This is a genomic window from Nocardia sp. NPDC024068 (assembly GCF_040638875.1).
GTDB lineage: Bacteria > Actinomycetota > Actinomycetes > Mycobacteriales > Mycobacteriaceae > Nocardia.
This window is the reverse complement of sequence record NZ_JBEZYU010000012.1, coordinates 102,618-128,163: the sequence shown is the minus strand read 5'-3', so window position 1 is coordinate 128,163 and position 25,546 is coordinate 102,618. Positions and strand designations below refer to the sequence as shown.

The 25,546-nt window shown below is 69.1% G+C and carries 24 protein-coding genes; 3 read left to right on the top strand and 21 right to left on the bottom strand.

The window, feature by feature from the left end:
* Positions 1-252 precede the first annotated feature (252 nt).
* From AB0F41_RS13755 to ftsY, 5 genes are all read right to left on the bottom strand, one after another.
* Positions 253-540: a hypothetical protein gene (locus AB0F41_RS13755; protein ID WP_357423461.1), complete on the bottom strand. Its 288-nt coding sequence runs from the start codon at positions 538-540 to the stop codon at positions 253-255.
* Positions 541-663: 123 nt separating this feature from the next.
* On the bottom strand, positions 664-3,060 hold the full coding sequence (locus tag AB0F41_RS13750; protein ID WP_357423479.1) for a [protein-PII] uridylyltransferase: 2,397 nt from the start codon (positions 3,058-3,060) through the stop codon (positions 664-666).
* A 174-nt stretch (positions 3,061-3,234) separates the two neighbouring features.
* A complete protein-coding gene (locus tag AB0F41_RS13745; protein WP_357423477.1) occupies positions 3,235-3,573 on the bottom strand; it encodes a P-II family nitrogen regulator in 339 nt (112 codons plus the stop codon).
* Positions 3,574-3,578: 5 nt separating this feature from the next.
* On the bottom strand, positions 3,579-4,868 hold the full coding sequence (locus tag AB0F41_RS13740) for an ammonium transporter (RefSeq protein ID WP_357423475.1): 1,290 nt from the start codon (positions 4,866-4,868) through the stop codon (positions 3,579-3,581).
* Between the two features lie 222 nt (positions 4,869-5,090).
* Positions 5,091-6,743, bottom strand: coding sequence for a signal recognition particle-docking protein FtsY (gene ftsY, locus AB0F41_RS13735; protein ID WP_357423459.1), 1,653 nt, complete (start codon positions 6,741-6,743; stop codon positions 5,091-5,093).
* Between the two features lie 166 nt (positions 6,744-6,909).
* Here ftsY and AB0F41_RS13730 point away from each other — a divergent pair, with 166 nt between their 5' ends.
* Entirely contained in the window at positions 6,910-7,299 is a 390-nt protein-coding gene (locus AB0F41_RS13730) for a DUF2237 domain-containing protein (protein ID WP_030521801.1), read from the top strand.
* Positions 7,300-7,344: 45 nt separating this feature from the next.
* Here AB0F41_RS13730 and smc read toward each other — a convergent pair whose 3' ends face one another.
* From smc to AB0F41_RS13700, 6 genes are all read right to left on the bottom strand, one after another.
* Positions 7,345-10,971, bottom strand: coding sequence for a chromosome segregation protein SMC (gene smc, locus AB0F41_RS13725; protein ID WP_357423457.1), 3,627 nt, complete (start codon positions 10,969-10,971; stop codon positions 7,345-7,347).
* A 181-nt stretch (positions 10,972-11,152) separates the two neighbouring features.
* Positions 11,153-11,572: a DUF1707 domain-containing protein gene (locus AB0F41_RS13720; RefSeq protein WP_357423454.1), complete on the bottom strand. Its 420-nt coding sequence runs from the start codon at positions 11,570-11,572 to the stop codon at positions 11,153-11,155.
* A gap of 139 nt (positions 11,573-11,711) precedes the next feature.
* Complete coding sequence (locus AB0F41_RS13715) at positions 11,712-12,014, bottom strand: acylphosphatase (RefSeq protein ID WP_357423452.1); 303 nt, start codon at positions 12,012-12,014, stop codon at positions 11,712-11,714.
* A gap of 1 nt (position 12,015) precedes the next feature.
* Positions 12,016-12,492 (bottom strand): OsmC family protein, encoded by a 477-nt coding sequence (locus AB0F41_RS13710; RefSeq protein WP_357423450.1) that lies wholly within the window; start codon positions 12,490-12,492, stop codon positions 12,016-12,018.
* 54 nt (positions 12,493-12,546) lie between these two features.
* Positions 12,547-12,690 carry a hypothetical protein gene (locus tag AB0F41_RS13705; protein WP_357423449.1) on the bottom strand — a complete coding sequence of 48 codons (144 nt, stop codon included), beginning with the start codon at positions 12,688-12,690 and terminating at the stop codon, positions 12,547-12,549.
* 175 nt (positions 12,691-12,865) lie between these two features.
* On the bottom strand, positions 12,866-14,392 hold the full coding sequence (locus AB0F41_RS13700) for a substrate-binding domain-containing protein (RefSeq protein ID WP_357423447.1): 1,527 nt from the start codon (positions 14,390-14,392) through the stop codon (positions 12,866-12,868).
* A gap of 368 nt (positions 14,393-14,760) precedes the next feature.
* On the opposite strand from AB0F41_RS13700, the gene AB0F41_RS13695 reads away from it, so the two are divergent.
* Positions 14,761-15,132 carry an anti-sigma factor antagonist gene (locus tag AB0F41_RS13695; RefSeq protein ID WP_357423445.1) on the top strand — a complete coding sequence of 124 codons (372 nt, stop codon included), beginning with the start codon at positions 14,761-14,763 and terminating at the stop codon, positions 15,130-15,132.
* Between the two features lie 59 nt (positions 15,133-15,191).
* Here the strand turns inward: AB0F41_RS13695 and AB0F41_RS13690 are convergent, their stop codons facing one another.
* From AB0F41_RS13690 to AB0F41_RS13660, 7 genes are all read right to left on the bottom strand, one after another.
* Positions 15,192-16,250: a PHP domain-containing protein gene (locus AB0F41_RS13690; RefSeq protein WP_357423443.1), complete on the bottom strand. Its 1,059-nt coding sequence runs from the start codon at positions 16,248-16,250 to the stop codon at positions 15,192-15,194.
* Positions 16,251-16,253: 3 nt separating this feature from the next.
* Positions 16,254-16,835: a dihydrofolate reductase family protein gene (locus AB0F41_RS13685; RefSeq protein WP_357423441.1), complete on the bottom strand. Its 582-nt coding sequence runs from the start codon at positions 16,833-16,835 to the stop codon at positions 16,254-16,256.
* A gap of 100 nt (positions 16,836-16,935) precedes the next feature.
* Complete coding sequence (gene mutM / locus AB0F41_RS13680) at positions 16,936-17,811, bottom strand: bifunctional DNA-formamidopyrimidine glycosylase/DNA-(apurinic or apyrimidinic site) lyase (protein ID WP_357423439.1); 876 nt, start codon at positions 17,809-17,811, stop codon at positions 16,936-16,938.
* Entirely contained in the window at positions 17,812-18,534 is a 723-nt protein-coding gene (rnc, locus tag AB0F41_RS13675) for a ribonuclease III (protein ID WP_357423437.1), read from the bottom strand.
* 14 nt (positions 18,535-18,548) lie between these two features.
* On the bottom strand, positions 18,549-18,731 hold the full coding sequence (gene rpmF / locus AB0F41_RS13670; protein ID WP_039825884.1) for a 50S ribosomal protein L32: 183 nt from the start codon (positions 18,729-18,731) through the stop codon (positions 18,549-18,551).
* Between the two features lie 2 nt (positions 18,732-18,733).
* Entirely contained in the window at positions 18,734-19,393 is a 660-nt protein-coding gene (locus AB0F41_RS13665) for a DUF177 domain-containing protein (protein WP_357423435.1), read from the bottom strand.
* A gap of 108 nt (positions 19,394-19,501) precedes the next feature.
* Positions 19,502-20,248 carry a DivIVA domain-containing protein gene (locus AB0F41_RS13660; RefSeq protein ID WP_357423473.1) on the bottom strand — a complete coding sequence of 249 codons (747 nt, stop codon included), beginning with the start codon at positions 20,246-20,248 and terminating at the stop codon, positions 19,502-19,504.
* A 325-nt stretch (positions 20,249-20,573) separates the two neighbouring features.
* Between AB0F41_RS13660 and AB0F41_RS13655 the strand changes: the two genes are divergently transcribed.
* On the top strand, positions 20,574-21,053 hold the full coding sequence (locus AB0F41_RS13655; RefSeq protein ID WP_357423471.1) for a GtrA family protein: 480 nt from the start codon (positions 20,574-20,576) through the stop codon (positions 21,051-21,053).
* Here AB0F41_RS13655 and coaD read toward each other — a convergent pair.
* Genes coaD through AB0F41_RS13640 form a run of 3 tightly spaced genes read right to left on the bottom strand, consistent with a single transcriptional unit; the run spans position 21,021 to position 25,498 of the window.
* Positions 21,021-21,506, bottom strand: a complete 486-nt coding sequence (gene coaD, locus AB0F41_RS13650; RefSeq protein ID WP_357423433.1) for a pantetheine-phosphate adenylyltransferase — start codon at positions 21,504-21,506, stop codon at positions 21,021-21,023. The genes AB0F41_RS13655 and coaD overlap by 33 nt on opposite strands.
* A gap of 3 nt (positions 21,507-21,509) precedes the next feature.
* Positions 21,510-22,103 (bottom strand): 16S rRNA (guanine(966)-N(2))-methyltransferase RsmD, encoded by a 594-nt coding sequence (gene rsmD, locus AB0F41_RS13645; RefSeq protein ID WP_357423431.1) that lies wholly within the window; start codon positions 22,101-22,103, stop codon positions 21,510-21,512.
* Positions 22,100-25,498 carry a pyruvate carboxylase gene (locus tag AB0F41_RS13640; RefSeq protein WP_357423429.1) on the bottom strand — a complete coding sequence of 1,133 codons (3,399 nt, stop codon included), beginning with the start codon at positions 25,496-25,498 and terminating at the stop codon, positions 22,100-22,102. The genes rsmD and AB0F41_RS13640 overlap by 4 nt, the downstream gene beginning before the upstream one ends.
* Positions 25,499-25,546 lie beyond the last annotated feature (48 nt).

Here is a 25,546-nt window from a genome sequence, read left to right as displayed (position 1 = left end):
GAGGGAGGGAGCGCAGCGACTGACCGGCGGGAGTGAAGAACCGGGTTAATAGGGCCCCACCCTCGAGGCGCGGAGCGCCTCCAAAATTACAGCCCGACCCTTAGCGGAGGGGCCGATCCGAACCCCCTCTTCGCGGCGGGGTCGCTTCAACCCACCTCCCCAACCCTCGGCAGAGTGGTCGCTCCGAACCCTTCCTTCGCGGAGGGGCCGCTTCAACCCACCTCCCCCTCCTTGGAAGGGCCGATCCAAATCTCAACCCCGCTGGTAATCGTGTTGTTCGACGGCTACCAGGTAGGCCGCTTCCCGGCCGGTGAGGCCGAGCTGGCGGGCCAGGGAGTCCAGCCGCGACCAGTCGTCGTCGGGTGGCAGCCCGTTGGAGGCGACGGCGGCGGCGACGTTCATCGCGGCCATCGCCTGGGGTTCGGTGAGTGTCCGGCCGGGCAACCAGGTCACCACCCAGTAGGCGTCGCCTACGCATCGGGCGATATGAGGGGTCATATCGCTGGTCATGATCGACGAAGTCACTACCTGGATTGCCACCGACCTGCTCCCCTCGTGAGCGCGACAGCTGACTTCCGGAATGTTAGGGCCCGGATCGGCCGCCGCCCCCGACCTAACGGCAAACGGTGGGCAATCGACGCGTAACGGTGACCTTCTGCTCGGTCACCGGTCCTTTCCTTCCTCCGGGGGTTTACGCGGCGCCGGTCGCGGCACCTCCTGCAGCAGCGCCGATTCCAGCTCCGCGCGCCGTTGCGGGCCGGAATCGGCGCCCAGGTCGACACCGAAGACGTCCACCACGAACGAGCCCATGGTGACCACCTTCGCCCAGCGGACGTCGGCGGCCATGGCGGCCAGTACATCGGCCAGCCGGCACAGCAGCCCGAGCCGGTCCTCGGCCCGCAACTGCAGGATCGCCTGGCCCGCAACGGCGGTTTCCGCCCAGATGAGCCGGGGCTCGGCCTGGGCGTAGCGGGCGGCACCCGGGGTGTCGCGTTCTTTGGCGGTCAGGGCCGCCCGGACGTCGAGTTCACCGGCGATGGCCCGTTTGAGTTCCTGCCGCAGCAGTCCGGCATCCGGTGGGCCACCGAAGGTCGGGGTGACGACGAATGTGTTGACCGCCGACTCCCCGGCTCCACCTACCGACGCCGAGAGCACCCGCAGGGAATGCAGGGCCAGCACACCGGCGGTTTTCGACAGCAAACCCGGAGTATCCGGGGCGATGACGGTGGCGATATGGGTGTATTTCCCGTCGCCCGGGGCCAATTCGACGTGCACCCCGCCCGCGGCGGCGCGGGCCAGCAGATCTTCCGGGATGGGTTCGGGTCCGGGCAATTCCTCACCGGCCATGACGGTCCGGCAGCGGCGGACCAGTTCGCCGATCAGTGTCGCCTTCCAGTCCCCCCACACTCCCGGGCCGGTGGCCAGCGAATCCGCTTCGGCCAGCGCGTGCAGTAGTTCGAGGCGCCTCGGATCGTTGTCGAGGGCGTCGGCCACGTATTGCACGGTGGCGGGATCGTCGATATCGCGGTGCGTGGCGACGTCGGGCAGCAGCAGATGGTGACGGACCATCGCGCTGAGGATCTCTACATCCGACGGCCACAGCCCCATCCGGCGCCCGATCTGGGTGGCGAGTTCGGCGCCGACGGCACAATGGTCCTCGACGCGGCCTTTTCCGATATCGTGCAGCAGCGCGCCGAGCGCCAGCAGATCCGGCCGGGCCACCCGGGTGCTGAGGGCGCTCGCGTAGGCGACGGTCTCCACCGAATGCCGGTCCACCGTCCAGATGTGGACGGCGTCCCGGGGTGGCAGATCGCGGACCGCGCCCCATTCCGGCAGGAGCCGGCCCCACAGGCCGGTCCGGTCCAATGCCTCGACCGCGTCGATGACACCGCGGCCGGACCCGAGCAGCACCAGCAGATCGTTCAACGCGTCCTTGGGCCACGGTTCCCGCAGTTCGGGTGCGTCCTCGGACAATCGGTTCAGCGTGGTCGCCGACATGGGCAGACCGGTCTGGGCCGAGGCCGCCGCCACGCGCAGGATCAGGCCCGGATCACGTTGCGGCCGGGCATCACGGGCCAGCACGACCTCGCCGCCGTGTTCGACCACTCCTTCGTCCAGTGGCCGCCGGACCGGCATCCGGCGCAGCCGCGCCAGGCCGCGGCGCGGCAGCGCGTTGCCGGCGGTGCGCATCCCGACATCCACCGAGTACACGACCGTGCGCGCGGCATCGCTGAGGGTGCGGGCGAGATCGAAGCGATCGCCGATCCGCAGGGCCGCGCCGATCTCGTCGGCGTCCTGGGCGCGCAGCTGATCCCGGGCCCGGCCGGCCACCCGGTGCAGTTCGGTGCGGACGTCGAGCAATCTCCGGTGCGCCTGGGCCAGACCGCCGCCCGGGGCATCCGGACCCAGACCGGGCATGGCATCGGTGAGCTGGGCGATGGCGAGCGCGTCCAGCAGCTGGATATCGCGCAGACCGCCGCGACCGCTCTTCAGATCGGGTTCGCTGCGATGCGCGACTTCACCGCTGCGCTCCCATCGGGCGCGCACTCCGGTGACGAGTTCGTCGAATCGCCCGCGGATCCCGCTGCGCCAATCCTTGCGGATACCGGCGATGATCCGATCGCTGAGCTCGGAATTACCCACGATATGGCGGGCGTCGAGCATGCCCAGCGCGGCGACCAGGTCGTCGGAGGCCACCTTCAGCGCCTGCGGCACCGTCCGCACGCTGTGGTCGAGTTTGATATGCGCGTCCCACAGCGGATACCACAGCCGGTCGGCGATCTCGGCGACCCGTTTCGGGTCCATATCCTCGTGCAGCAGGACCAGATCCAGATCCGAATACGGCAGCATCTCGCGCCGGCCCAGACCGCCGACGGCCATGATCGCCAGCCCGCTGTCCGGCGTGATGCCCACCTCGGTGCCCTTGCCGGTCAACCACAGTTCGTACAGGTCGACCAGCGCCTCGCGCAGGGATTCCGCGTCCAGCCGCGGATGCCGGGGCTGCCCACCACCGAGCAGCTGGTCCCGGGCCCGCACGAGATCGGCCGCGCCCTGGGACAAGGCGGCCGCTTTTACCGGTCGCCTGCCCCGCGCCCCCTCGGGCTCCCGTTCCTGCCGGATCTCACCCAACGAAACCACCACCCGTTCACACAGGCGACCCCGCCCCGACCGGTGTCCGGTGGGAGCGGGGCCGCTGTTGTCGTTTACACCCGCCGTCGCGACAACGCGACGCTGCTATAGCGCGTCGGTCCCGCGTTCGCCGGTGCGGACCCGGACGATGGTCTCGACCGGGGTCACCCAGACCTTGCCGTCACCGATCTTGCCGGTCCGCGAGGCTTCGACGATCAGGTCGACGACCCGGTCGGCCGAACTGTCGTCGACCACGACCTCGACCCGCACCTTGGGGACGAAATCGACCGAGTACTCCGCACCGCGGTAGACCTCGGTGTGGCCTTTCTGCCGTCCGTAACCCTGCACTTCGCTCACGGTCATCCCGAAGACACCCGCCTGCTCCAGACCGGTTTTGACATCCTCGAGCGTGAACGGTTTGACGATTGCGGTGATCAGTTTCATGGGGTTCATGCCTCCTTGCCGGCCGAACGTGCGGTTCCACCCAGTGCAGCGAAATCGTATGCGGTTTCCGCGTGTTCGGAATCGTCCATGCCGTTGGACTCCGCTTCGGCGTCGGCACGCAGGCCGATGGTGAACTTGATCGCGTACGCGATCACCAGCGCGATCACGAAGGAGTACAGCATCACCGCGAACGCACCGAGCGCCTGCCGGCCCAGCAGTTCGAGGTCACCGCCGTAGAACAGGCCCTTGGCGCCGGCGGGCGCCTCGGGAGCGGCGAACAGGCCGATCAGCACCGTGCCGAGAATACCGCCGACCATGTGGATACCCACGACATCGAGCGAGTCGTCGTAGCCGAACTTGAACTTCAGGCTCACCGCCAGAGCGCAGACCGCACCGGCGATGGCGCCGATGGCCAGCGCGCCCAGAACGTTCACCGAGGAACAGGACGGGGTGATGGCGACCAGGCCGGCGACGATACCGGAGGCGGCGCCCAGCGAGGTCGGCTTGCCGTCGCGGACCTTCTCCACCAGCAACCAGGCGATCATCGCGGCGGCGGTGGCGACCAGAGTGGTGATGAAGGCGGCACCGGCGACACCGTCGGCAGCCGCCGCGGAACCGGCGTTGAAACCGAACCAGCCGAACCACAGCAGCGCGGCGCCCAGCATGACGAACGGCAGGTTGTGCGGGCGGAAGGGGGTTTTCGGCCAGCCCGCGCGTTTACCGACCACGATGGCCAGCGCGAGCGCCGCGGCACCGGAGTTGATGTGGACGGCGGTACCACCGGCGAAGTCGATGGCCTCGACCTTCTCCATGATCCAGCCACCGCCCCAGACCCAGTGGGCGACCGGGAAGTACACCACGGTGGCCCAGATGCCGGAGAAGACCAGCCAGGCGGTGAACTTCAGGCGGTCGGCCACCGCGCCGGAGATCAGGGCGACGGTGATGATCGCGAACATCGCCTGGAAGGCGACGAATACCGTCGCCGGGATGTTCCCGATCAGCGGGACGCCGGCGGATTCGTCTCCGAATCCGGCGATCAGGGTTTTCAGGCCGAAGAACTGCCCGGGATCACCGAGCAGGCCGCCTTTGTCGGTACCGAATGCGACCGAAAAGCCGTACAGCACCCAGAGCACAGTGACCACGGCCATCGCGCTGATGCTCATCATGATCATGTTGAGCACGTTCTTGCCCCGGACCATACCGCCGTAAAAGAACGCCAGGCCGGGTGTCATCAGCAGGACGAGCGCCGCGCTCGTCAGTATCCATGCGGTGTCGCCGGCATTGGGCGCGCCGATCACGGTTTCCACCAGTTTCCTCCCTCATCTTCTGGCCCGCCGTTCGCACAACATCGGGCCCGCTACTGAAGGGTGCTCATTCGGTGTTTCATCCGTGACGCTCTGGTGTTTCACCTAGGTGAATCGATCGCGCCGAAATGTTTCAGGTATGTTGCTTCCTCCTGAGATGGCGCCCGGCCGGTACCGGGAGTCTCCCGCAGAGAGACCTGCCGGGGTCTCGGATCAGCCGAGTAGCGCGTCCACGAATGCCGACGGTTCGAACGGGGCCAGATCGTCGGCGCCCTCGCCGAGTCCGACCAGCTTGACCGGGACTCCGAGTTCGTGCTGGATCTGAAAGACGATGCCGCCCTTGGCCGTTCCGTCCAGTTTCGTGAGCACGACGCCGCTGATATCGACCACCTCGGCGAAGATCCGGGCCTGCATGAGACCGTTCTGCCCGACCGTGGCGTCCAGCACCAGCAGCACCTCGTCCACCGATGCCTTCTTCTCCACCACCCGCTTGACCTTGCCCAGTTCGTCCATGAGCCCGGTTTTGGTGTGCAGCCGGCCGGCGGTGTCGATCAGGACCACATCGACCCCGGTGTCGATACCGCTGGACACGGCGTCGAACGCGACGGCGGCCGGATCGGCGCCCTCGCGCCCGCGCACGGTCTCCGCGCCGACCCGCTCGCCCCAGGTCTGCAACTGATCGGCCGCGGCGGCGCGGAAGGTGTCGGCGGCGCCCAGCAGCACGCGGCGGCCGTCGGCCACCAGCACCCGCGCGAGCTTGCCGGTGGTGGTGGTTTTACCGGTGCCGTTGACCCCGACCACCAGCAGGATGGAGGGGTGATCGGCGTGCGGCAGCGCCCGCACCGAACGATCCAGATCCGGGCGCAGCGATTCGATGAGCACATCGCGCAGCACCGCCCGGGCCGCGTCGGCGGTGCGCACACTGCGCGCGGCCATCTCCTCGCGCAGCCGCTCCACGATCACGGTGGTGACAGCGGTGCCGATATCGGCCAGGACCAGCGTGTCCTCGACCTCTTCCCAGGAATCCTCGTCCAGATCGCCGCCGCCGAGCAGGCCCAGTAGGCTTTTGCCGACCGCGTTCTGGGACCGGGACAGCCGGCCGCGCAACCGGGTCAGCCGGCCCGAGGTGGGTTCGATCTCCTCGACCTCGGGCACCAGATGGGCGCCGGCCGCCGTATCGGGAGCGACCACCGCCGCACCGGAGGACTCCGCCGCCGCCTCGGCCGGTGGTTTCGCGGGCGCCTCGGTCTCCGGGGCCGGGGTTTCCTGAGTCGACGCTTCCGGAGCCGACGCTTCCGGAGTCACCTCGCCCGGGGTGCCGGTGGCGGGCGTCGTGGTTCCGGAAGCCGCCTCGGCGGCGGATTCGGTTGTGTCCGCGGCCGGCGTGCTCTCGCCGGGCGCGGCCGGCGCGGCGGTTCCCGCGTCCCCGGCGCCCGCCTCGGCAGGAGCCTGCGGTGCGGCCGTATCCGCGGACCCGTCCGCGGCCGGTTCGGGCGGCGCGGTGGTCGCACCGGTCGCCTCCGTCTCGGCGGTATCGGGCAGCGTGACGTCGGTGATACCGCGGCGCGGCGCGTCCCGTGGGATGGCGGCATCGTCGCCGATATGGGGTTGCCCCTCGGTATCGGTCCGCTCAGTGGGACTCGGCCGGGCCGGGGTCGCGGTCGCCCCCTGCCCGCCCTGACTGAAGGAGAAACCACCCGCCGCCTGATATCCACCCGAGCGGTCGGCGAGTTCCTCCTTTCCGGCCGGCGGCGCCAGCGATACGCGGCCGCGCTTGTACCGGACGAAACCGGCCACGAGCGCGACCAGCAGTACGGCAGCGATCACTGCGATCAGAATCCAGGCTTGCGCACTCACGCCGACCATCCTTGCAGAGGGCCACCGGGCCACCCGCGACCCGGCCCGGCCCGCGCGGCGGGGCGTCCGCGCAAAAGGGTGTACCCAGCGCTTTCCCAGCTCAGGGCGCGGAACACAGCCGATGAGATTTCTTGTCCTGCGGAACTTCTCGCGACAGGACAATAGGATCGGCGATGTGACCGATCGAAACGTGCTTGGGGGTCCGCTACAAGAGTGCGGCACCGATCCTCTGACCGGGTTCTACCGGGACGGCTGCTGCAGCACCGGCCCGGAGGATCTGGGCAGCCACACCGTGTGCACGGTCGTCACAGCCGAGTTCCTGGAGCACCAGGCGTCCATCGGCAACGATCTGAGCACACCGCGTCCGGAGAACAATTTCCCCGGCCTGCAGCCCGGGGACAGATGGTGTGTAGTGGCGGTGCGCTGGTTGCACGCGCACGAGGACGGTGTCGCCGCACCGGTGGTGCTGGCGGCGACCCATGAGAATGCCCTGGAAGTGATAGCGATGGAGATCCTGCGCAAATACGCGGTGGATGTGCCCGACGACGTCAGCGATCTGCTGTGAACACCGCGGCCCCGGCGCCGCGGTGTCCCGGCCGCGGCCGGGCGGTCAGCCGGCGGAGCCGGTGGAAGCGAGATCCTGCCCACGCAGGCGTTGCGAGATGACCTGGGTGATCCCGTCGCCCCGCATACTCACGCCGTAGAGGGCGTCGGCGATCTCCATGGTCGGCTTCTGGTGGGTGATGACGATCAGCTGGCTCTTCTCCCGCAACTGCTCGAACAATCCGATGAGCCGGCGCAGGTTGGTGTCGTCGAGCGCGGCCTCCACCTCGTCCATCACATAGAACGGGGAGGGCCGGGCGCGGAAGATGGCGACCAGCAGCGCCACGGCGGTCAGCGACTTCTCGCCGCCGGACAGCAGCGACAGCCGCTTCACCTTCTTCCCGGGCGGGCGGGCCTCGACCTCGATACCGGTGGTGAGCATATCGCCGGGGTCGGTGAGCAGTAGCCGGCCCTCACCGCCGGGGAACAGCGCCGAGAAGACCTGCACGAACTCGCGCTCCACATCGGCGTAGGCGTCGGTGAACACCTGCAGGATGCGCGCGTCCACCTCCGACACCACGTCGAGCAGGTCCTGCCGGGCCTTCTTGACGTCCTCGAGCTGGGTGGCCAGGAAGTTGTAGCGCTCCTCGAGGGCCGCGAACTCCTCCAGCGCCAGCGGGTTCACCTTGCCGAGGGTGGTGAGATCCTTTTCGGCGCGTTTGGCGCGCCGCTCCTGCGAGGCGCGATCGAACGGCATCGGAGCGGGCGCGGTGACCGCTTCGCCGCGTTCCCTGGCCTGCTCGTACTCCCGCAGTTCGAGTTCGCTGGGTGGCAGCGCGACCTCGGGACCGTACTCGGCGATCAGATCGTCGAGCGCGATACCGAACTGTTCGGCGATATTCGCCTCCAGCTGTTCGATGCGCAGCGCGGCCTGCGCCTTGGCGACCTCGTCGCGATGCACCGCGTCGGTGAGCTGACCGAGCTGGGTGCCCAAGGCCCGGACCCGCTCCTTGATCTGGTCGACCCCGGTGGCGCATTCGGTGCGCCGGCGCACCAGATCGTCGCGCCGGACGCCCGCCGCGGCCACCACCTGTTCCAGGCGGGAGGCGAGTTCGGCACCGGATTCGGCGACCGCCGCGGCCACTTCCGCTGCCCGGCGGCGGGCCGCCTGAGCGCGTTCGGCGCGGGCCCGCGCGTCCCGTTCGGCCCGGGCGGCGCGGCGCAGCGAATCCGCCTTACCGCGTACCGATTCGGCCCGCTCCTCGGCCGTGCGAACCGCCAGGCGCGCTTCCACCTCCATCGTCCGGGCCTCGGCCAGTGCGGCGGCGGCCTCCTCGCGGGCCAGCGCCGCCACTTCGGTACCGGCCGATCCGGCGTCGTCGCCGCCGGAGTCGGCCTGTTCGCGTTCGGCGTGACGCAGCCGGTCCTCGAGTTCGGCGAGCGCGGTCAGGGTCTGCTCACGCGTGGTTTCGGCGGCGGTCCGCTGACCGATGACCCGCTCGGATTCGGTCTGCGCGCTACGCGCCGCCGCGCCCAGCCGTCCGAGCCGTTCGTAGATGGCGTTGAGGGCCTGATCGGATTCGTGCAGGGCCAGCAGGGCCTGGTCCACCGCGTCCTTGCGGTCGGACTGCTCCTCGAGCGCGCCCGCCAGACTCGCCTCCAGCTCCTCGGCACGGCGATGCGCGGCGCGCAGTTCGGTTTCGGCCGCGTCGATCTGCGCCTGTATCTCCAACCGGCTCGGCGACCGATCGGACCCGCCGATCAGCCAGCCGGTTCCGGCCAGATCCCCGTCGCGGGTGACGACCCGCAGCTCCGGGCGCGAGCCGAGCAGGGCGGCGGCCGAGTCCAGATCCGGGACCACCGCGACCCGGTGGGTCAGCGCGGCCACCGCGGCATGCACCGCGTCCGGGCAGTCGAGCACATCCCGCAGCCAGCGGGCCGGATCAGGAAGCGTCTCCCCGGGTTCGGCGCCGGGTGCCGCACCGGAACCCGCGTAGACCAGGGCGGCCCGCCCGCCGTCGGCTTTGCCGAGGGCACGCAGGGCACTCAGCGCGGTATCACCGCTGTCGGCGACCAGCGCCTCGGCCACCGGGCCGAACACCGCGGCGACCGCGGTCTCGTATCCGGTGTGCACTCGGAGCTGTTCCGACAGTGGGCCCAGCAGCCCGGCCGGATGGTTCTCGGTGAGCCAGGCCGCACCGTCACGGCTGGCCAGATTCATACCGAGTGCTTCGATCCGCGCGGTCAGCGAGGCGACCTTCTTCCCCGCGTCGCGATCCTCGGCACGCAGTTCGGTGACCCGCCGGTCGGCCAGCTCCAGCGCTTCGACCGCGTGTTCGTGCTGGGCGTCGAGGCCGGCTTCGCCCGCATCCAGTTCGACGAGTTCGTCCTGGACGGAGTCGAACTCGGACTGGGCCGCGGTCCCCCGCGCCCGTGCCTCGGCGAGCGCGGTCGACAGGCGCACGATCTCGGCGTCCGCGGATTGGGCTTTGGTGCGCAGGTTGTCCACCTGGCCCGACAATCGCACCAGGCCCTCGCGCCGGTCGGCGATCGCGCGGACCGCGGCCAGATGGGCCTGTTCGGCGGCCTTCGCCGCGTGTTCCCGGTCGGCGAGCGCGTCGCGGGCCGCCTCCAGGGTTTCGGTGGCCATCTCCACGGTCTCGCGGAGTTCGGCCTCCTCGGCCTCGACCCGGTCGGCCTCGGCCTCCAGTTGTGCCGGATCGCGACCGGTTCCGGTGGGAGCGGCGGTGTCCAGGTGGCGGGCCCGATCGCGGGCGATTCGAATGGTCGCGTTCACCCGTTCGGCCAGCGCCGACAGCTGGAACCAGAGTTGCCCGGCCGCCTCGGCGCTGGGGGTCAGCCGGGAGAGTTCGTATTCCTGCTGCGCCAGCGCGGCCTGGGCGGCGTCGAGTTCGCTCTGCACGGTGATCTGCTGTTCGCGCGCGTAGGCCTCTTTGCTCTGCTGGCTCTCCAGTTCGCCGCGGCGGGTCACCAGATCGTCGGCGGCCAGGCGCAACCGGGCGTCGCGCAGGTCCGCCTGCACCGTCTGGGCGCGGCGTGCGACCTCGGCCTGACGGCCCAATGGTTTGAGCTGGCGGCGCAATTCGCTGGTCAAGTCGGTGAGGCGGGCCAGGTTGGCCTGCATGGCATCCAGTTTGCGGACGGCCTTCTCTTTACGTTTGCGGTGTTTGAGCACACCGGCGGCCTCTTCGATGAAGGCCCGCCGGTCTTCCGGCCGCGATTCGAGAATGGCCGAGAGCTGGCCCTGTCCGACGATGACATGCATCTCCCGGCCGATACCGGAATCGCTGAGCAGTTCCTGCACATCCATCAGGCGGCAGGTGTTGCCGTTGATCTCGTATTCGCCGGCGCCGTCGCGGAACATCCGGCGGGTGATGGAGACCTCGGCGTAGTCGATCGGCAGCGCACCGTCGGAATTGTCGATGGTCAGGGTGACCTCGGCACGTCCCAGCGGCGCGCGGCCGGTGGTACCGGCGAAGATGACGTCCTGCATCTTGCCGCCGCGCAGCGCCTTGGCGCCCTGTTCACCCATCACCCAGGTGAGCGCGTCGACGACATTGGATTTCCCGGAGCCGTTGGGGCCGACCACGCAGGTGATTCCGGGCTCGAATCGCAGAGTCGTCGCGGACGCGAAGGACTTGAACCCCTTCAACGTCAAGCTCTTCAGGTGCAACGCCGACGACCCTTTCCGCCTCCATGAACTGTCCGCCTCACCCAGGCCGATCAGTCATCGTATAGGTCCGCGTCGCCGTGCCCCCACTCGGCGCACCGGCCGTGGCCGATCGATTGCCGGTATGTCCCGGGGATCCGGTCTTCGGGCCGCGGTGCGGAATCAGGGCCGAGGCTACCGGCCGTTATGCCTTACGGCCATGGCAGGCGCCCGCTTCGATACCGGTTGCCGCGCGGACTGCCAGCACCGCGCCCCACGGGCCGATGACCCAGATGGGCCAGAAGTAGGTGAAGGCACCGACGCCGAGTGAGACGGCGGCCCAGATCACCAGTACCAGCACACTCACCGACAGCCAGGCGCTCGCCTCGATCCGCTGCCAGATCGGGAAGCGCCGGCGGCGACGGCGCGGCGCCGGTGTGGACGGGGCGGGCAGATCCGCCAGGACCTGCTGCAGGTCTTCGCGGGTGGTGGTCCGGTAGACCTGCGCGACCCGCTGGTCGTATTCGGTCAGGTCGAGGCGGCCCTCGCCCAGATGCCGGCCCAGCTCCCCCACGATGCGATCACGTTCGGCGTCGGAGGCCCGGGTTCCCGTCGAGATCTCCATAGTGTTCCCCTTAGAGGTCGACCCACATTCCACTGTGGAACACAATCCAGAATCCTACCTCCACAATGGAATGTCAAGGATTTCCGGGCCCCGGCCTCCCACACCGAGGCGGCAGGACGGTCGCCGCGAGCGCGGTAACTCAGCGTTCGACGAATCCCGTGAACCCGCCGCGCCCGGGCTCCCAGGATTCCACCACCAGATCCACCCGGCCGGGCGTCTCCCCCGACCGCAGCAGAGCCAGGAGCCGATCCGCCGCGGCGCGCCGCCCCTCCGCGATGACGTGCACCCGGCCATCCGCGGCATTGGTGGCCTGACCGGTGAGCCCGAGTTCGAGTGCCCGGGACCGGGTCCACCAGCGGAAGCCCACACCCTGCACCAGACCGTGCACCCAGGCGCTCAGCCGCACCGGGTCCGCGTCGCCGGAGATATCGCCGCCGGCCATATCAGTCGGCGGTATCGATATCGAAGGACAGCGTCACCTTGCTCCCGGCCTTCAGCGTGCGCCCCACCGTGCATACCTTGTCGATGGCCCGCTGCACCGTGACCAGCAACCGCTCCCGGGCCGCCTCGTCGAGTTCGCTGAGGTCCAGTTCGAACACCTCATCGAGCTGCGGATAGACCTCGTTCTCGCGGTCGGCCGCACCGGAGACCCGGATGGTGGCGTCGTAGTCGTCACCGAGCCGGCGCGACAGCGGGAAATCCGAGCTCATTCCCGAGCACGCGGCCAGCGCGATCTTGAGCAGCTCACCGGGTGTGAAGACCCCCGGTACGCCGTCGGAGCCGACCAGCACTTCCGCACCGCGGGAACTACGACCGGTATAGCGCCGGGTACCCGTCCGCTCGACCCACAGCGTGGTCGGACCGGGTGCGACGGCGGGGGACGTATCGCCCACCGGCGCCGAGGTGGTGTCTTCAGCCATGCTGCGATCCTGCCATCCCCCGGTCGCGGGCCATGAACCCCGCCTATGCGCCGGTCAACGCCGGCGCGACGGCCGCGGCGCTCGGACCGGCACCCGGACCGGACGCTGTTCCCGGGCCTGTGATACCGCCGCGGCGAACCGCAGCAGCAGGAGCCCGGCGACGAAAACGGCGATCAACGCACACGCCACCACGGACATGGTCGTCCTTTCCCTCACGCATCGCGCGGGACCGGCGTCTCCGGCCGCCACTACGGTGCCGCGCAGTGAAACTACCCGCGTTCCGCAGGGAAAAACCGGCTGCTTGCGCGATCTTTACGCCCCACCGCAGGTGCCGTCGCGCACGTCGGTGCGGACCTGCGGCCGGCTGCTGTTCTCAGGGACCGGGCCGGCACCACGACGGATCCGCGAGTTCCGCGCACGGCAGGTTCCCGTACGCCCGGATCACGTCCTGACCGGCCTCGGCGGTGAGGAACCGCAGAAAGCTCGCCCCGAGCGAACCCGGCGCGAAGTCCCCGTGGGAGAACGCGTACTCCACGCCCCAGAACGGGTAGGCGCGGCCCGCGGCTTCCTCGCGGGTCGCGGGGCGACCGCCGATCGTGACGCTCACCACGCCGTCGGTATCGGCGGCGTCGGCGCTCTCGCTGTACCCCACCGCACCGCTGGTCTGCGTGACCTCCGCGAGCACATCGCCGGTGGTCAGCGTCTGGCATCGACCGGGTCCGGCGCCGCGCCGCAGCTCGTTGCACGTGATACCGGCTTCGAGCTGCTGCGCGGAGTCGAGCAGCCGGGTTTCCAGGTTCCACCGGCTGCCCGATCCGGGATAGCGGTTGACGACGCGCACCGGCCGATCGGCGCCACCCACCTGTTGCCAGTTGGTGACCCGGCCGAGGAACAGATCCCGGATCTGGGCCGCTGTCAGATCGCGGACCCCGGTGTCCGGGTGCACGACCACACTGAACAGCGATAGCGCCAGTGGCCGCGGCACCAGCGAGGGGTAGCCCCCATCTTTGGGTGCGTCACCGATCGCCAGTAGCGTTCCGTCACGGCCCTTTTCGTCCGCCACCGCCGCCATGCCGCGTTCGCTGCCCTCGAACCCGTACTCGAACGCCGAACCGGGACAGGTTCGTTCGTAGCGTTCACCGGCGTCCCGGATCACCCGCTCGAACGCGGTGGAGCCCACGACGGTGAGCGCGCCGGTAGCGCATCCGGCGGGGGCGGGTTGCGGCTCCGCGATATCGATCACCGTCATCGCGGCGATCACGGTCACCAGGAATCCGACGAGTGCCACCATGAGCATCGAGACGCCGGTGCGGCCACGGGTTTGCGCGACACCGCCCGCGGTCACCACGCCCTGCATCGTGGGGTCGGGATACTCGCCGGAGCCCGCGGTGCGTTCCAGGGTGGCCAGGATCTTGTAGTGCTGCGAACGGTTGAGCGGCACCTTCGGCAGGTCGATCACGCCGACGCGCTGCGGTCCGGGTAACTCCCGGTGCGCGAAGCCGGATTCCGGCTCGAAACACACCGCAAGGCCCGGATCACTGAGTTCGGTGACCGCCATCCCGATCACCCTGCGGTCGGGAAAGAGCAGATGCAGGCCGGCCCGGCCGTTCGCCGCCGTGACGTAGTCGGCGGCGGTAATGGTGGTGGCGCCGCTGTTCTCGATGCGGACCAGAACCACCGACAGATCCTGCAGATTGCGGTCCGGGCCCTCGTCGGTCTGCCGCAGATGCCGCAGCGCTCCCGCATGCCCCGAATCGGCTTCCCCGGTGACCGGGGTATCCATCTGCACCCGCCAGCCGAGCCGCTTCCGGCCGACGAAGACGAATTCCCAGAAGAACGCGCCCACCGGGATCGCGATACCGGCGAGCGGGAGAACGATATTGAACAGCAGTGCACCCACCGGCAGCTACCCTCCCCGAAACATCCCTGTGGCCTTCATCTTTGGCCAGCGACCACCGAAACCGCGCGCACCCGGCGAATGTTCGGTCAGCGTTCATCACCCGGACACCCGCGCCGCCCGCGGGCCACGCTCACCCGGCGAACATGATCTCGCCGTCGGGGTCCCCACCCACGAATACGAGCAACCGCCGCGCCTCGGCCACCACCTCGTCCCGCACGCCGGAATCCAGTGGATGCACGGGCACACCCCGAGGGCGACCCGGTGCGACGCGACGCGAATACGGCAGTGCGCTGAACTGGGAATACCACCTCGGACGTCAGGGGTGGGCGCAGCAAACAGCCTGGTTGCCGAGGGATAAGCTGTGAAAGGTGACTGAAGGCGATGATGCGTCACCGGTTTCCCGACTACAGGTCGAGCATCGGATGGCCGGCGAGGTCGCGGTCGTGGTGGTGCACGGAGAAGTAGATCACGCGACCGCCCACCAGTTGGTGCAGGCGGTGCGTACGGGGTTGGACCACACCCGCGGCGGGTTCTGCGTGCTGGATCTGACCACTGTGCAATTCCTGGGCGGCCACGGCCTCAGCGCCCTGCTCAAAGCCGCCAGGGCCGCCGAGAACCGCCGGCAGCCGCTGCGGATCGCCGTCGACCACAACCGGCCGGTGATTCGCCCGCTCGAGATCACCGGGCTGGAAGAGTTTCTTGCGCTCTATCACAGCGTCGAGGAGGCGTTACAGGCCTGAACCCGGTATCTCCGGCCACCGGCCGGGACCGCGCTCCCACCCGGCCGGCATCGGCCCGGTCAGCCGCCGGATATGTGTGTCCACTCCAGGAGTTCGTCCACCGGCAGCGTATTGACGATCCGGCCGGGGTCGATCCCGCAGGCCGCGGCCCGGGCGCACCCGTAGCCCTGCCAGTCCAGCTGGCCGGGGGCGTGCGCATCGGTGTCGAGGGCGAAATCGCAGCCCATCTCGTCGGCGAGGCGCAGCAGCCGCGACGGCGGGTCCCGGCGTTCCGGCCGGCTGTTGATCTCGACCGCCGTCCCGTACCGGCGGCACGCCTCGAACACGATCTCGGCATCGAAATCCGACTCCGGCCGGGTACCGCGACCGCCCTCGACCAGCCGTCCGGTGCAGTGACCGAGAACATCCACGTGCGGGTTCGCCACCGCGTACACCATCCGCCGGGTCATCGTGTCGCGATCGTCGCGCAGCCGGGAGTGCACGCTGGCCACGACGATATCGAGCTGTTCGAGCAGTTCGGCGTCCTGATCCAGCGAACCGTCGTCGAGAATATCGACCTCGATCCCGGTGAGGATCCGGAACGGCGCCAGCTCGGCGGCGAGCTCGGCGATCACCTCCAGTTGCTGCCGCAACCGCTGCGCGGACAATCCGTTCGCGACGGTGAGCCGGGGCGAATGATCGGTGAGCGCGCAGTACTCGTGGCCCAGGGCGGCGGCACAGCCCATCATCTCCGCGATCGGGCTGCCGCCGTCGGACCAGTCGGAATGGGTGTGCAGATCACCGCGCAACCGCTGCCGGACCGCGGCGCCGTCCGGCCCGATCGGCGTCGCCGCCGCGCGCAGCTCGCTCAGATACCGTGGCACCCGGCCCGCGTACGCCTCCTCGATGACCGTCGCGGTCTTCGGCCCGATCCCGGCCAGTTCCCGCCAGCTGTTCGCGGCCCGGCGGCGGTCCAGTTCGTCGTCGCCGAGGGCGGCCAGGATGTCTGCGGCCCGCCGGTAGGCCTTGACGCGGTAGGTCTGCTCCCGGGCACGTTCCAGCCAGAACCCGATCTCGCGCAGGGCCGCGACCGGCCCGGGCGCGGGTTGCGCGGTGGTGTCGGGTCCGGCACCGGCCACGGGTCAGCGGCTCCGGGCGTACTTCACGAACGCGACACCGTCCTCGAAGACCTGGCTGGTGATGGTCCGGAAATGCGCGGGTTCGGGAAGCCGCGGGCCGGCGCCGAACAGCGGCCGTCCCCGGCCGAGCACGATCGGATACAGCTTCAGGTAGATCTGGTCGATCTCCGGGAGCAGCGCCTGGGCCAGTTCCCCGCCGCCGCACAACCAGATGCCGAGACCCTTCTCCCGTTTGAGTTCCCGGACCCGGGCCAGCGGATCGGCCGCGATGAGTTCCACGGCCGGATCGGGAGCGGCGGGCAGCGTCGTCGACACCACGAACTGCCGCAGATGCGCGTACGGGCTGGCGGTGCCGGTACGCACCCCGAAATCGTGGGTTCGGCGGCCCATGATCACCGTATCGAAGTTCGCGTTGGGCCTGTCGATACCGAGCGTCTCGCGCACCTTCGACGGCAGCGTCTCCGGGTATTGGGCGGTGATCGTGGGTCCGTGATCGCCGCCCACCGGGAAGAAATCGACCGACCCGTCCTCGGTCGCGATGAACCCGTCGATGGTGGCGGCGACGTAGTAGGTGAGCTTGCGCATGGCGTCCCTCCCAGACGGACCGGGGTGATCTTGCCCCGAAACAAACCGTAACGCGCGACGGGCTCCGAGGCGAGGGCCTCGGAGACACAGAAGCGAGGGACTATCGGCGTCGTGGCGGTGGCTGGCACCGCGGGCACGAGTACGAGGAGCGGTTCATGAATTTCTCCCGCACGATGGGCGCCCCGCAGCGCGGGCACGGCCGGTCACCGCGCCCGTACACCGCCAGCGCCCGCTCGAAGTAGCCGGATTCGCCGTTGACGTTGACATACAACGCGTCGAAGGACGTCCCGCCCGCGGCCAGCGCATCCCGCATCACGGCCCGGGCCTCGGCGAGCACGCGACGCAGCCTGGGCCTGGTCAACGTGGCGGCGACGCGATTGCCGTGGACCTCGGATCGCCACAGCGCCTCGTCGGCGTAGATATTGCCGATCCCGGAGACGACCGTCTGATCCAGCAGCACCCGTTTGATCTCGGTGCGTTTGGCCCGCAAGGTGGTGACGACGGCCTCGTCGTCGAAGTGCGGGTCCAGCGGGTCCCGCGCGATATGCGCCAGCAGATCGGGCAGCGGCGTCTCGTCCACCATGACGAGCGGGGCCAGTACCCAGCCGCCGAAGGTGCGCTGATCGACGAAACGCAATTCGCGGCCGTCGTCGAGGGTCGCGCGGATATGCGCGTGCTTCTCCACCGGAGCGCCCGCCGGTTGCACCAGCATCTGCCCGCTCATCCCCAGATGCACGACCAACGCGTCGTCGGCGGGGTCACCGCCCGGTTCGTCGAAGGTGAGCCACAGATACTTACCCCGGCGTTCGGCGGCGGCCACCGACAATCCGGTGAGCCGGGCCGCCATATCCGCGGCGCCCGCGATATGGCGGCGTATCGACCGGGGATGGGTGACGGTCACCGATTCGACGGTCCGCCCGGACAGGTGCTGGGTCAGGCCGCGGCGTACCACCTCGACCTCGGGAAGTTCGGGCATTCAGGATTCGCCGGTCAGCGCGCGGTAGGCCGCGCCCGCCGCCTTCTGTTCGGCTTCCTTCTTCGAGCGCCCGACACCCTGGCCGTAGGCATCACCGGCGATCACCGTGGTGGCGGTGAATTCCTTGTCGTGATCGGGGCCGGTCGAGGTGATCTCGTAGCTGGGCACGCCGAGACCGCGTTCGGCGGTCAGTTCCTGCAGGCTGGTCTTGAAGTCCAGGCCCGCACCCATCCGAGGTCCACGCTCGAGCAGATCGGCGAACAGCCGCAGCACGACTTCGCGGGCCACATCGATCCCGTGCTCGAGATGGACGGCGCCGAGCAGCGACTCCATCCCGTCGGCCAGGATGCTGGGCTTGTCGCGGCCGCCGGTGAGCTCCTCGCCCTTGCCGAGCAGCAGGTGCACACCCAGGCCGCCGTCGCCCAGATCCCGGGCCACTTCGGCGAGCGCGTGCATGTTCACGACGCTGGCGCGTAACTTTGCCAGCTCACCCTCGGATTTCTCCGGGTGCTCGTGATAGAGCCGCTCGGTGATACTCAGGCCGAGAACCGAATCCCCGAGGAATTCCAGCCGCTCGTTGGTCGGCAGGCCGCCGTTCTCGTACGCGTACGAGCGATGCGTCAGTGCCAGGCGCAGCAGATCGGGCCGGATCTCGACACCGAGTGCGGCGAGCAGGCCCACATGATCGCTCTGCTCGCCGGATTCGTCCTTGCCCGCGGTCAACGGTAGACCGGGGATCAGACGGCCGAAACGACCTGGCGGCCCTTGTAGGTACCGCAGGAGGGGCACGCGATATGCGGCGGGGTCTTCTGACCACAGGCCCGGTTCGGGCAGGTGATCAGGGTGGGAGCGGCGGCCTTCCACTGGCTGCGCCGCGACCGGGTGTTGGAACGGGACATCCGGCGCTTGGGAACGGCCACGACTACTTCTCCTCTGTACTGTTACGTGCTGTCTCGGTGGAACGATCTCCGGTGGCCGCACCCTCGTCGGGGCTGCCGCTGCCGGGCGATCCGGGGGCGAATTTCGCCAGCCCGGCCCAGCGGGGATCAAGTATCTCATGCCCGTGATCGGATCCTGCAATCGCCATCCGAACACCGCATTCGGGGCACAGTCCCGCACAATCCGGAGTGCACAGCGGCTGCAGTGGCAGCTCCAGGCCGAGCTGATCCACGACCAGGGGTTCCAGGTCGATGAGGTCGTCGCTCATCCGATAGATCTCGTCGTCTTCGGAGGTCTGATCGGTGGCACTGTCCGGATAGGCGAACAGCTCGGTGAGCGACAGCTCGACGGAATCGGTGAACTGCTCCAGGCAACGCGAGCACTGGCCTTCCAGCGGCGCGGTCAGGGTGCCGGTGACGAGCACGCCCTCGGAGACGGACTGCAGCCGCAGGTCCAGCTCCACCTCGGAGCCGGCCGGCACACCGATCAGATCGAGCCCGAGCCGTTCGGTCGTGGTGACCGTCCGCGCCAGTTCGCGCATCGATCCCGGGGCGCGACCGAGGCTGCGTACATCCAGCACGAACCCCGCACCGTGTGCACGTCGTGCACCGGAGCGCGAGCGCGCGGTGGCATCGGCAGACATCGAAAACTCCACTCGGGTTCGTTCGGATTGTTGGGTTCGTGCCGGAATCGGCAGGCAACCACCCCACAGTACGTGACACCCGGGTTGCGGCCCAAACCGCCGGCTGTTCTACCTGCGGAACTCGGAGGCGTAGTCGGGAACTCCGCCGCCGTTGCGCAGCTGCTGCCGGCCGCGGCCGACGGTGCGCAGCGCGCCGCCGAGGGTGTCCTCGAATTCGGCGAGTTTGCTGTCGACGTAGTGGTCGCAGTCGGCCCGCATCCGGTCGGCGTCGGCGTGCGCGGTGTCGATGAGCCGGGCCGATTCCGCGTGCGCGGCGCGGACCACCTCGGTGTCCTCCACCAGCCGCCGCTGTTCGGCCTGCCCGTCGGCGACCGAGCGGTCGAAGGCGGCTTTCCCGGCCTCCACCATCCGGTCGGCCTCCACCCGGGCCCGGCCCGTCACCGCCTCGTGTTCGGCCTTGGCGTCGGCGACCAGCCGTTCGGCCTCGGATGTGGCGGTATCGACCAGCCGGTCGGCGTGGGCGGTGGCCTCGGACACCATGCGGTCGGCGTGGGCCTTCGCTTCGGCCAGGATCCGGTCGGCTTCGGCGCGGGCGTCGGCGACGGTACCGGCGGCCTGCTCGTCGGCTGCCCGCACGGTTTCCTCGGCGAGGCCGCGGGCGTCGTCGACGATCTTGTCCCGGTGGTCGAGTACATCCTGGGCGTCGTCGATCTCGGTGGGCAGCGCGTCGCGGACATCGTCGAGCAGGTCGAGGGTGTCCGGACGCGGGACGATGCAGTTGCGCGTCGCGGGGATCCCGCGTGCTTCCTCGACGATGGCGACCAGTTCGTCGAGCGCCTCGAATACCCGGTACATGCTCACTGTCCTCCTGCTGACGATCGGCGAGATATCACGCCGTTCCCAGTGTGCCCCGGGCCGGTGGCTGTGCCGAACCTACTTTCGGTGTGTCGCCGGTTCGACGTGATTTCGGCGATTCCGGACAATCAACTGGAGACGTGTTCTCCGCTTGGTGTTAAATTCGTAGAAGACCCGCCGCACCACGGCGGGACAGACATCCCTTGCCCGATCGGAACCGCCCATGACCATCCTGCAGTTGCCCTCCTCCCGGGCACTGGACGCCGGGGATCTGGATCTCGAATGGCCGGAACCGTTCGCGCGCGGCGCCTGGCGGCAGCGGTTGATGCGGTACTTGCGCGGCGACCGCGCGTTCCCTCAGTTGATCCGGTTCGCCCTGGTCGGCGGCCTGAGCAATATCTCCTATGTGCTGCTCTTCCTGAGCCTCACCGGGGCCGGGACGCTGCTTGCCAATATCGTCGGCTCGGTGATCAGCACCATTCTGGCCAACGAACTGCATCGCCGGCTCACCTTCCACGCGGCCGAACGGGTCGGCTGGTTCACCGCGCAGTGGGAGGGCGGTGGCCTGGCGCTTCTCGGCCTGGGCATCAGCACCGCGGCACTCGCCACTCTGGAGGTTCTCGAACCGGACCTGGCCGAACCGGCACAGGCGGCGGCCGTGCTGGCGATCAGCGCCGCCGTCGGCGGCCTGCGATTCCTGGCACTGCGCGGCCTGGTGTTCCGCCCGCTGCGCCGGGCGCGGGAGGTCACCGCGCAGCGGGAGCGGGCCGGGTCAGCCCGCGCGCTCGGCGAGCCGGTCGAGTAGCCGTTTGTGGACCAGCGGCGGCAGCATATCGGTGACCTCGCCGCCGAACGCGGCCACTTCCTTGACAAGAGAGCTGGACAGATAGCTGAACGCCGGATTGGTGGCGATGAAGAAGGTGTCCACCCCGGCGAGCTTCTTGTTCATCTGCGCCATCTGGAGTTCGTAGCCGAAATCCCCGGCGTCGCGCAGACCCTTGACGATGGCGGTGATGCCCTGTTCCCGGGCGAAGTCGACCGTCAGCCCCTCCCAGGATGCGACCCGCACGTTCGACAGGTCCGCGGTGGCGTCGCGCAGCAGTTCGATCCGTTCGTCGATCGAGAACATGCCCTGTTTCTTCTTGTTGATCAGCACAGTGATCACGACCTCGTCGAACTGTTCGGCAACCCGCCGGAACACGTCGAGATGGCCGTTGGTCACCGGATCGAACGACCCCGGGCACATAGCTTTTGCCATGGTTCAGACGCTAGCAGGTTCGCTGTCCACGGCCGGTTCACCGCCCGTGTACACCGCCGACTCGATACGCGTCTCCCCGTACCGGCGGGCGGCGCGGCGCTCGAACCCCGCGGGCCACACGATTTCGGCCGAGCGCGCGGACCTTTCGACCAGTAGCAGCGCCTCGGCGGCGAGCCAGCCGTGGGCCGCGAGCGCCACCAGGTCGGCCTGCACGGCGTCGGTGAGCAGATCGTAGGGCGGATCGGCGAATACGAGGTCGAAGGCCCCCGCACCGCCGTGGGCCAGCACCTGCGTAACCGTGCCGGCGCGCACCTGGGCGCCCGGGAGTCCGAGGTCGGCGATATTGCCGCGCAGTACCGCCGCCGCGCGCCGGTCGGATTCGACCAGCAGCGCCGCCGCCGCTCCGCGCGAGAGCGCTTCGAGTCCGAGCGCCCCCGATCCGGCGTAGAGGTCGAGCACCCGCGCGCCGTCGAGGTCCATCCGGGATTCGATCGAGGAGAACAGGGCCTCCCGCACCCGGTCCGAGGTCGGCCGGGTCCCGGCGGGCGGCACCCGCAGGCGCCGCCCCCCGGCCCGGCCGGCGACGATCCGGGTCATTCGGATTCGCGCTCGGTCAGCTCGACCAGCAGGTCACCGCCTTCCACCTGCTGAACCTGGGTGATGGCCACCCGGCCGATGACACCGCCGCGGGGCGCGGTGATGGCCGCCTCCATCTTCATGGCCTCGATGGTGCCGATGGTGTCGCCGTGGGCGACGGTATCGCCCTCGGTGACCGTCAGGGTGACGACACCGGCGAAGGGTGCGGCGATGTGATGGGGGTTGGCGCGGTCGGCTTTTTCCGCGGCCGGGATTTCACTGGCGATGGAGCGGTCGCGCACCGATACCGGCCGCAGCTGGCCGTTGAGGATGCACATCACGGTGCGCATACCGCGTTCGTCCGGTTCGGCGATCGCCTCGAGCCCGATGAGCAGGATGACGCCCTTCTCCAGCTGGACGCGGTGTTCCTCACCATGACGCAGTCCGTAGAAGAACTGGTTCGCCGACAATCCGGTGGTATCGCCGTACTTCTCCCGATGCGCCAGGAACTCCGCGGTCGGACCGGGGAACAGCAAGCGGTTCAGGGTTGCCCGCCGCTGTTCGGAGGTACCGGCCAGCCCGGCTTCGTCCGCGTCGGTCAGCGGGGTCACCGGCTTCGCGGCGCTGCGGCCGGCGAGGGCCTTCTCCCGGAACGGTTCCGGCCAGCCACCGGCCGGGGTGCCGAGTTCGCCACGCAGGAAACCGATCACCGAATCCGGGATGTCGTAACGCCCGGGATCGGCCGCGAAATCCTCGATCTCGATCCCGGAGCCCACCAGCGACAACGCCAGATCCCCGACGACCTTCGACGACGGAGTCACCTTGATCAACCGGCCCAGCAGCCGGTCCGCCGCCGCGTACTTCGCCTCGACCTCCTCGAACCGATCGCCCAACCCCAGCGCGATCGCCTGCTGCCGCAGATTCGACAGCTGACCACCCGGAATCTCGTGCGTGTACACCCGGCCGGTCGGCGCCGGCAACCCCGACTCGAACGGCGCGTACACCTTCCGCAGCGCCTCCCAGTACGGCTCCAGATCACAGACATTCGCCAGGTCCAGCCCGGTGTCGTGGTCACTGTGCGCCGCCGCCGCCACGATCGCCGAGAGCGCGGGCTGGCTGGTGGTGCCCGACAGCGCCGCCGACGCGCCGTCGACCGCGTCCGCGCCCGCCTGCCACGCGGCGAGGTAGGTGGCCAGCTGACCGCCGGGGGTGTCATGGGTATGCACATGCACCGGGAGATCGAAATTGCTGCGCAGTGCGGTCACGAGTTTCGCCGCCGCCGGGGCGCGCAGCAGACCGGCCATATCCTTGATCGCCAGCACATGCGCGCCCGCGTCCACGATCTGCTCGGCCAGCTTCAGGTAATAATCCAGGGTGTAGAGCTTCTCGTCCGGATTCGCGAGGTCACCGGTGTAGCTGAGCGCCACTTCGGCGATCGCGGTACCGGTCTCACGCACCGCGTCGATCGCCGGCCGCATCTGATCCACGTTGTTGAGCGCGTCGAAGATCCGGAAGATATCGATCCCGGTATCGGTCGCCTCCGCGACGAACGCCCGGGTGACCCGCTCCGGATACGGCGTGTAGCCGACTGTGTTGCGGCCCCGCAGCAACATCTGCAGACAGATATTCGGGACGGCTTCCCGCAACGCCGCCAGCCGCTCCCACGGATCCTCGTACAGGAACCGCAACGCCACATCGTAGGTCGCCCCACCCCAGCACTCGATCGACAACAGCTCCGGCGTCAACCGCGCCACATGCCCCGCCACATCCAGCAGGCCATTGGTCCGCACCCGGGTCGCCAGCAGCGACTGATGCGCGTCGCGGAAGGTCGTATCCGTGACCCCGACCGCCTTCTGCTCTCGCAACGCCCGCGCGAAACCCTCCGGGCCCAGCGTCAGCAGCTTCTGCCGCGACCCGTCCGGCGGCGGTACCGACAGGTCGATCCCCGGCAGTTTGTCGTGCGGATACACCGCGGTCGGCCGCGCCCCGTGCGGCTTGTTCACCGTCACATCGGCCAGATAGTTCAGGATCTTGGTGCCGCGGTCGGCGGGCTCCCGGGTGGCGAGCAGTTCGGGACGTTCGTCGATGAACGAGGTGGTGATCCGGCCGGCGGTGAAATCGTCGTCGTCGAGCACCGCCAGCAGGAACGGGATATTCGTGGTGACACCGCGGATCCGGAACTCCATCAGCGCACGCCGCGCCCGTGCCACCGCGGTCGGGAAATCCCGGCCGCGGCAGGTGAGCTTCACCAGCATGGAGTCGAAATAGGCGCCGATCTCGGCACCCAGGTTCGCGCCGCCGTCGAGCCGGATTCCGGCGCCGCCGGGGGTGCGGTAGGCGGTGATCCGGCCGGTATCCGGGCGGAAGCCGTTGGAGGGGTCCTCGGTGGTGATCCGGCACTGCATGGCCGCACCACGAATCGATACCTTCTCCTGGCTCAACCCCAGATCCGCCAGGGTCTCCCCCGCCGCGATCCGCAACTGCGACTGCACCAGGTCCACATCGGTGATCTCCTCGGTCACCGTATGCTCCACCTGGATCCGCGGGTTCATCTCGATGAAGACATGGTTACCGCGCTCATCCAGCAGGAACTCCACCGTCCCCGCGCAGCTGTAACCGATCTGCCGGGCGAACGCGACCGCGTCCGCGCAGATCCGATCCCGCAGTTCCGGGTCCAGATTCGGTGCCGGCGCGAGTTCGATCACCTTCTGATGCCGCCGCTGCAGCGAACAGTCGCGTTCGAACAGATGCATCACGTTGCCGTGCTGGTCGGCCAGGATCTGCACCTCGATATGACGCGGATTCACCACCGCCTGTTCCAGGAATACGGTCGGATCGCCGAACGCCGACTCCGCCTCCCGCGACGCCGCCTCGATCGCGTCCCGTAACCCGGACGGTTCCGGAACGCGGCGCATGCCCCGGCCGCCGCCCCCCGCGACGGCCTTCACGAATACCGGGAACTCCATCGACTCCGACGCCGCCAGCAACTCGTCGACATCCGCCGACGGCGCACTCGAATCCAGCACCGGTAACCCGGCCTCGCGCGCCGCCGCGATCGCCCGCGCCTTGTTACCGGCCAGCTCCAGCACCTCCGAGGCGGGGCCGATGAAGGTGATTCCCTCGCGCGCGCAGGCGGCGGCCAGATCCGGGTTCTCCGACAGGAACCCGTAGCCCGGGTAGATCGCGTCCGCGCCCGCGGTCTTCGCGGCCTCGATGATGGCCTCCACCGAGAGGTACGCCCGGACCGGATGGCCCTGCTCGCCGATCTCGTATGCCTCGTCCGCCTTCAGGCGATGCACCGAATTGCGGTCTTCGTGCGGGAAAACCGCAACCGTTCCGATACCGAGCTCGTACGCCGCGCGGAAGGCTCGAATGGCGATCTCGCCACGATTGGCAACCAAGACTTTCGAGAACATTGACCCAACGTACCCGGCGCCACATCCAGCTTCGACAGCGAAGTCCAC

Bases quoted from the DNA above. Each gene is read 5' to 3' on its own strand.
- AB0F41_RS13745 (WP_357423477.1), bottom strand. From the start codon at position 3,573: ATGAAACTGATCACCGCAATCGTCAAACCGTTCACGCTCGAGGATGTC.
- ftsY (WP_357423459.1), bottom strand. From the start codon at position 6,743: ATGGTCGGCGTGAGTGCGCAAGCCTGGATTCTGATCGCAGTGATCGCT.
- AB0F41_RS13720 (WP_357423454.1), bottom strand. From the start codon at position 11,572: ATGGAGATCTCGACGGGAACCCGGGCCTCCGACGCCGAACGTGATCGC.
- AB0F41_RS13715 (WP_357423452.1), bottom strand. From the start codon at position 12,014: ATGGCCGGCGGCGATATCTCCGGCGACGCGGACCCGGTGCGGCTGAGC.
- AB0F41_RS13710 (WP_357423450.1), bottom strand. From the start codon at position 12,492: ATGGCTGAAGACACCACCTCGGCGCCGGTGGGCGATACGTCCCCCGCC.
- AB0F41_RS13705 (WP_357423449.1), bottom strand. From the start codon at position 12,690: ATGTCCGTGGTGGCGTGTGCGTTGATCGCCGTTTTCGTCGCCGGGCTC.
- AB0F41_RS13685 (WP_357423441.1), bottom strand. From the start codon at position 16,835: ATGCGCAAGCTCACCTACTACGTCGCCGCCACCATCGACGGGTTCATC.
- mutM (WP_357423439.1), bottom strand. From the start codon at position 17,811: ATGCCCGAACTTCCCGAGGTCGAGGTGGTACGCCGCGGCCTGACCCAG.
- AB0F41_RS13665 (WP_357423435.1), bottom strand. From the start codon at position 19,393: ATGTCTGCCGATGCCACCGCGCGCTCGCGCTCCGGTGCACGACGTGCA.
- AB0F41_RS13660 (WP_357423473.1), bottom strand. From the start codon at position 20,248: ATGTACCGGGTATTCGAGGCGCTCGACGAACTGGTCGCCATCGTCGAG.
- AB0F41_RS13655 (WP_357423471.1), top strand. From the start codon at position 20,574: ATGCGGTACTTGCGCGGCGACCGCGCGTTCCCTCAGTTGATCCGGTTC.
- coaD (WP_357423433.1), bottom strand. From the start codon at position 21,506: ATGGCAAAAGCTATGTGCCCGGGGTCGTTCGATCCGGTGACCAACGGC.
- rsmD (WP_357423431.1), bottom strand. From the start codon at position 22,103: ATGACCCGGATCGTCGCCGGCCGGGCCGGGGGGCGGCGCCTGCGGGTG.
- AB0F41_RS13640 (WP_357423429.1), bottom strand. From the start codon at position 25,498: ATGTTCTCGAAAGTCTTGGTTGCCAATCGTGGCGAGATCGCCATTCGA.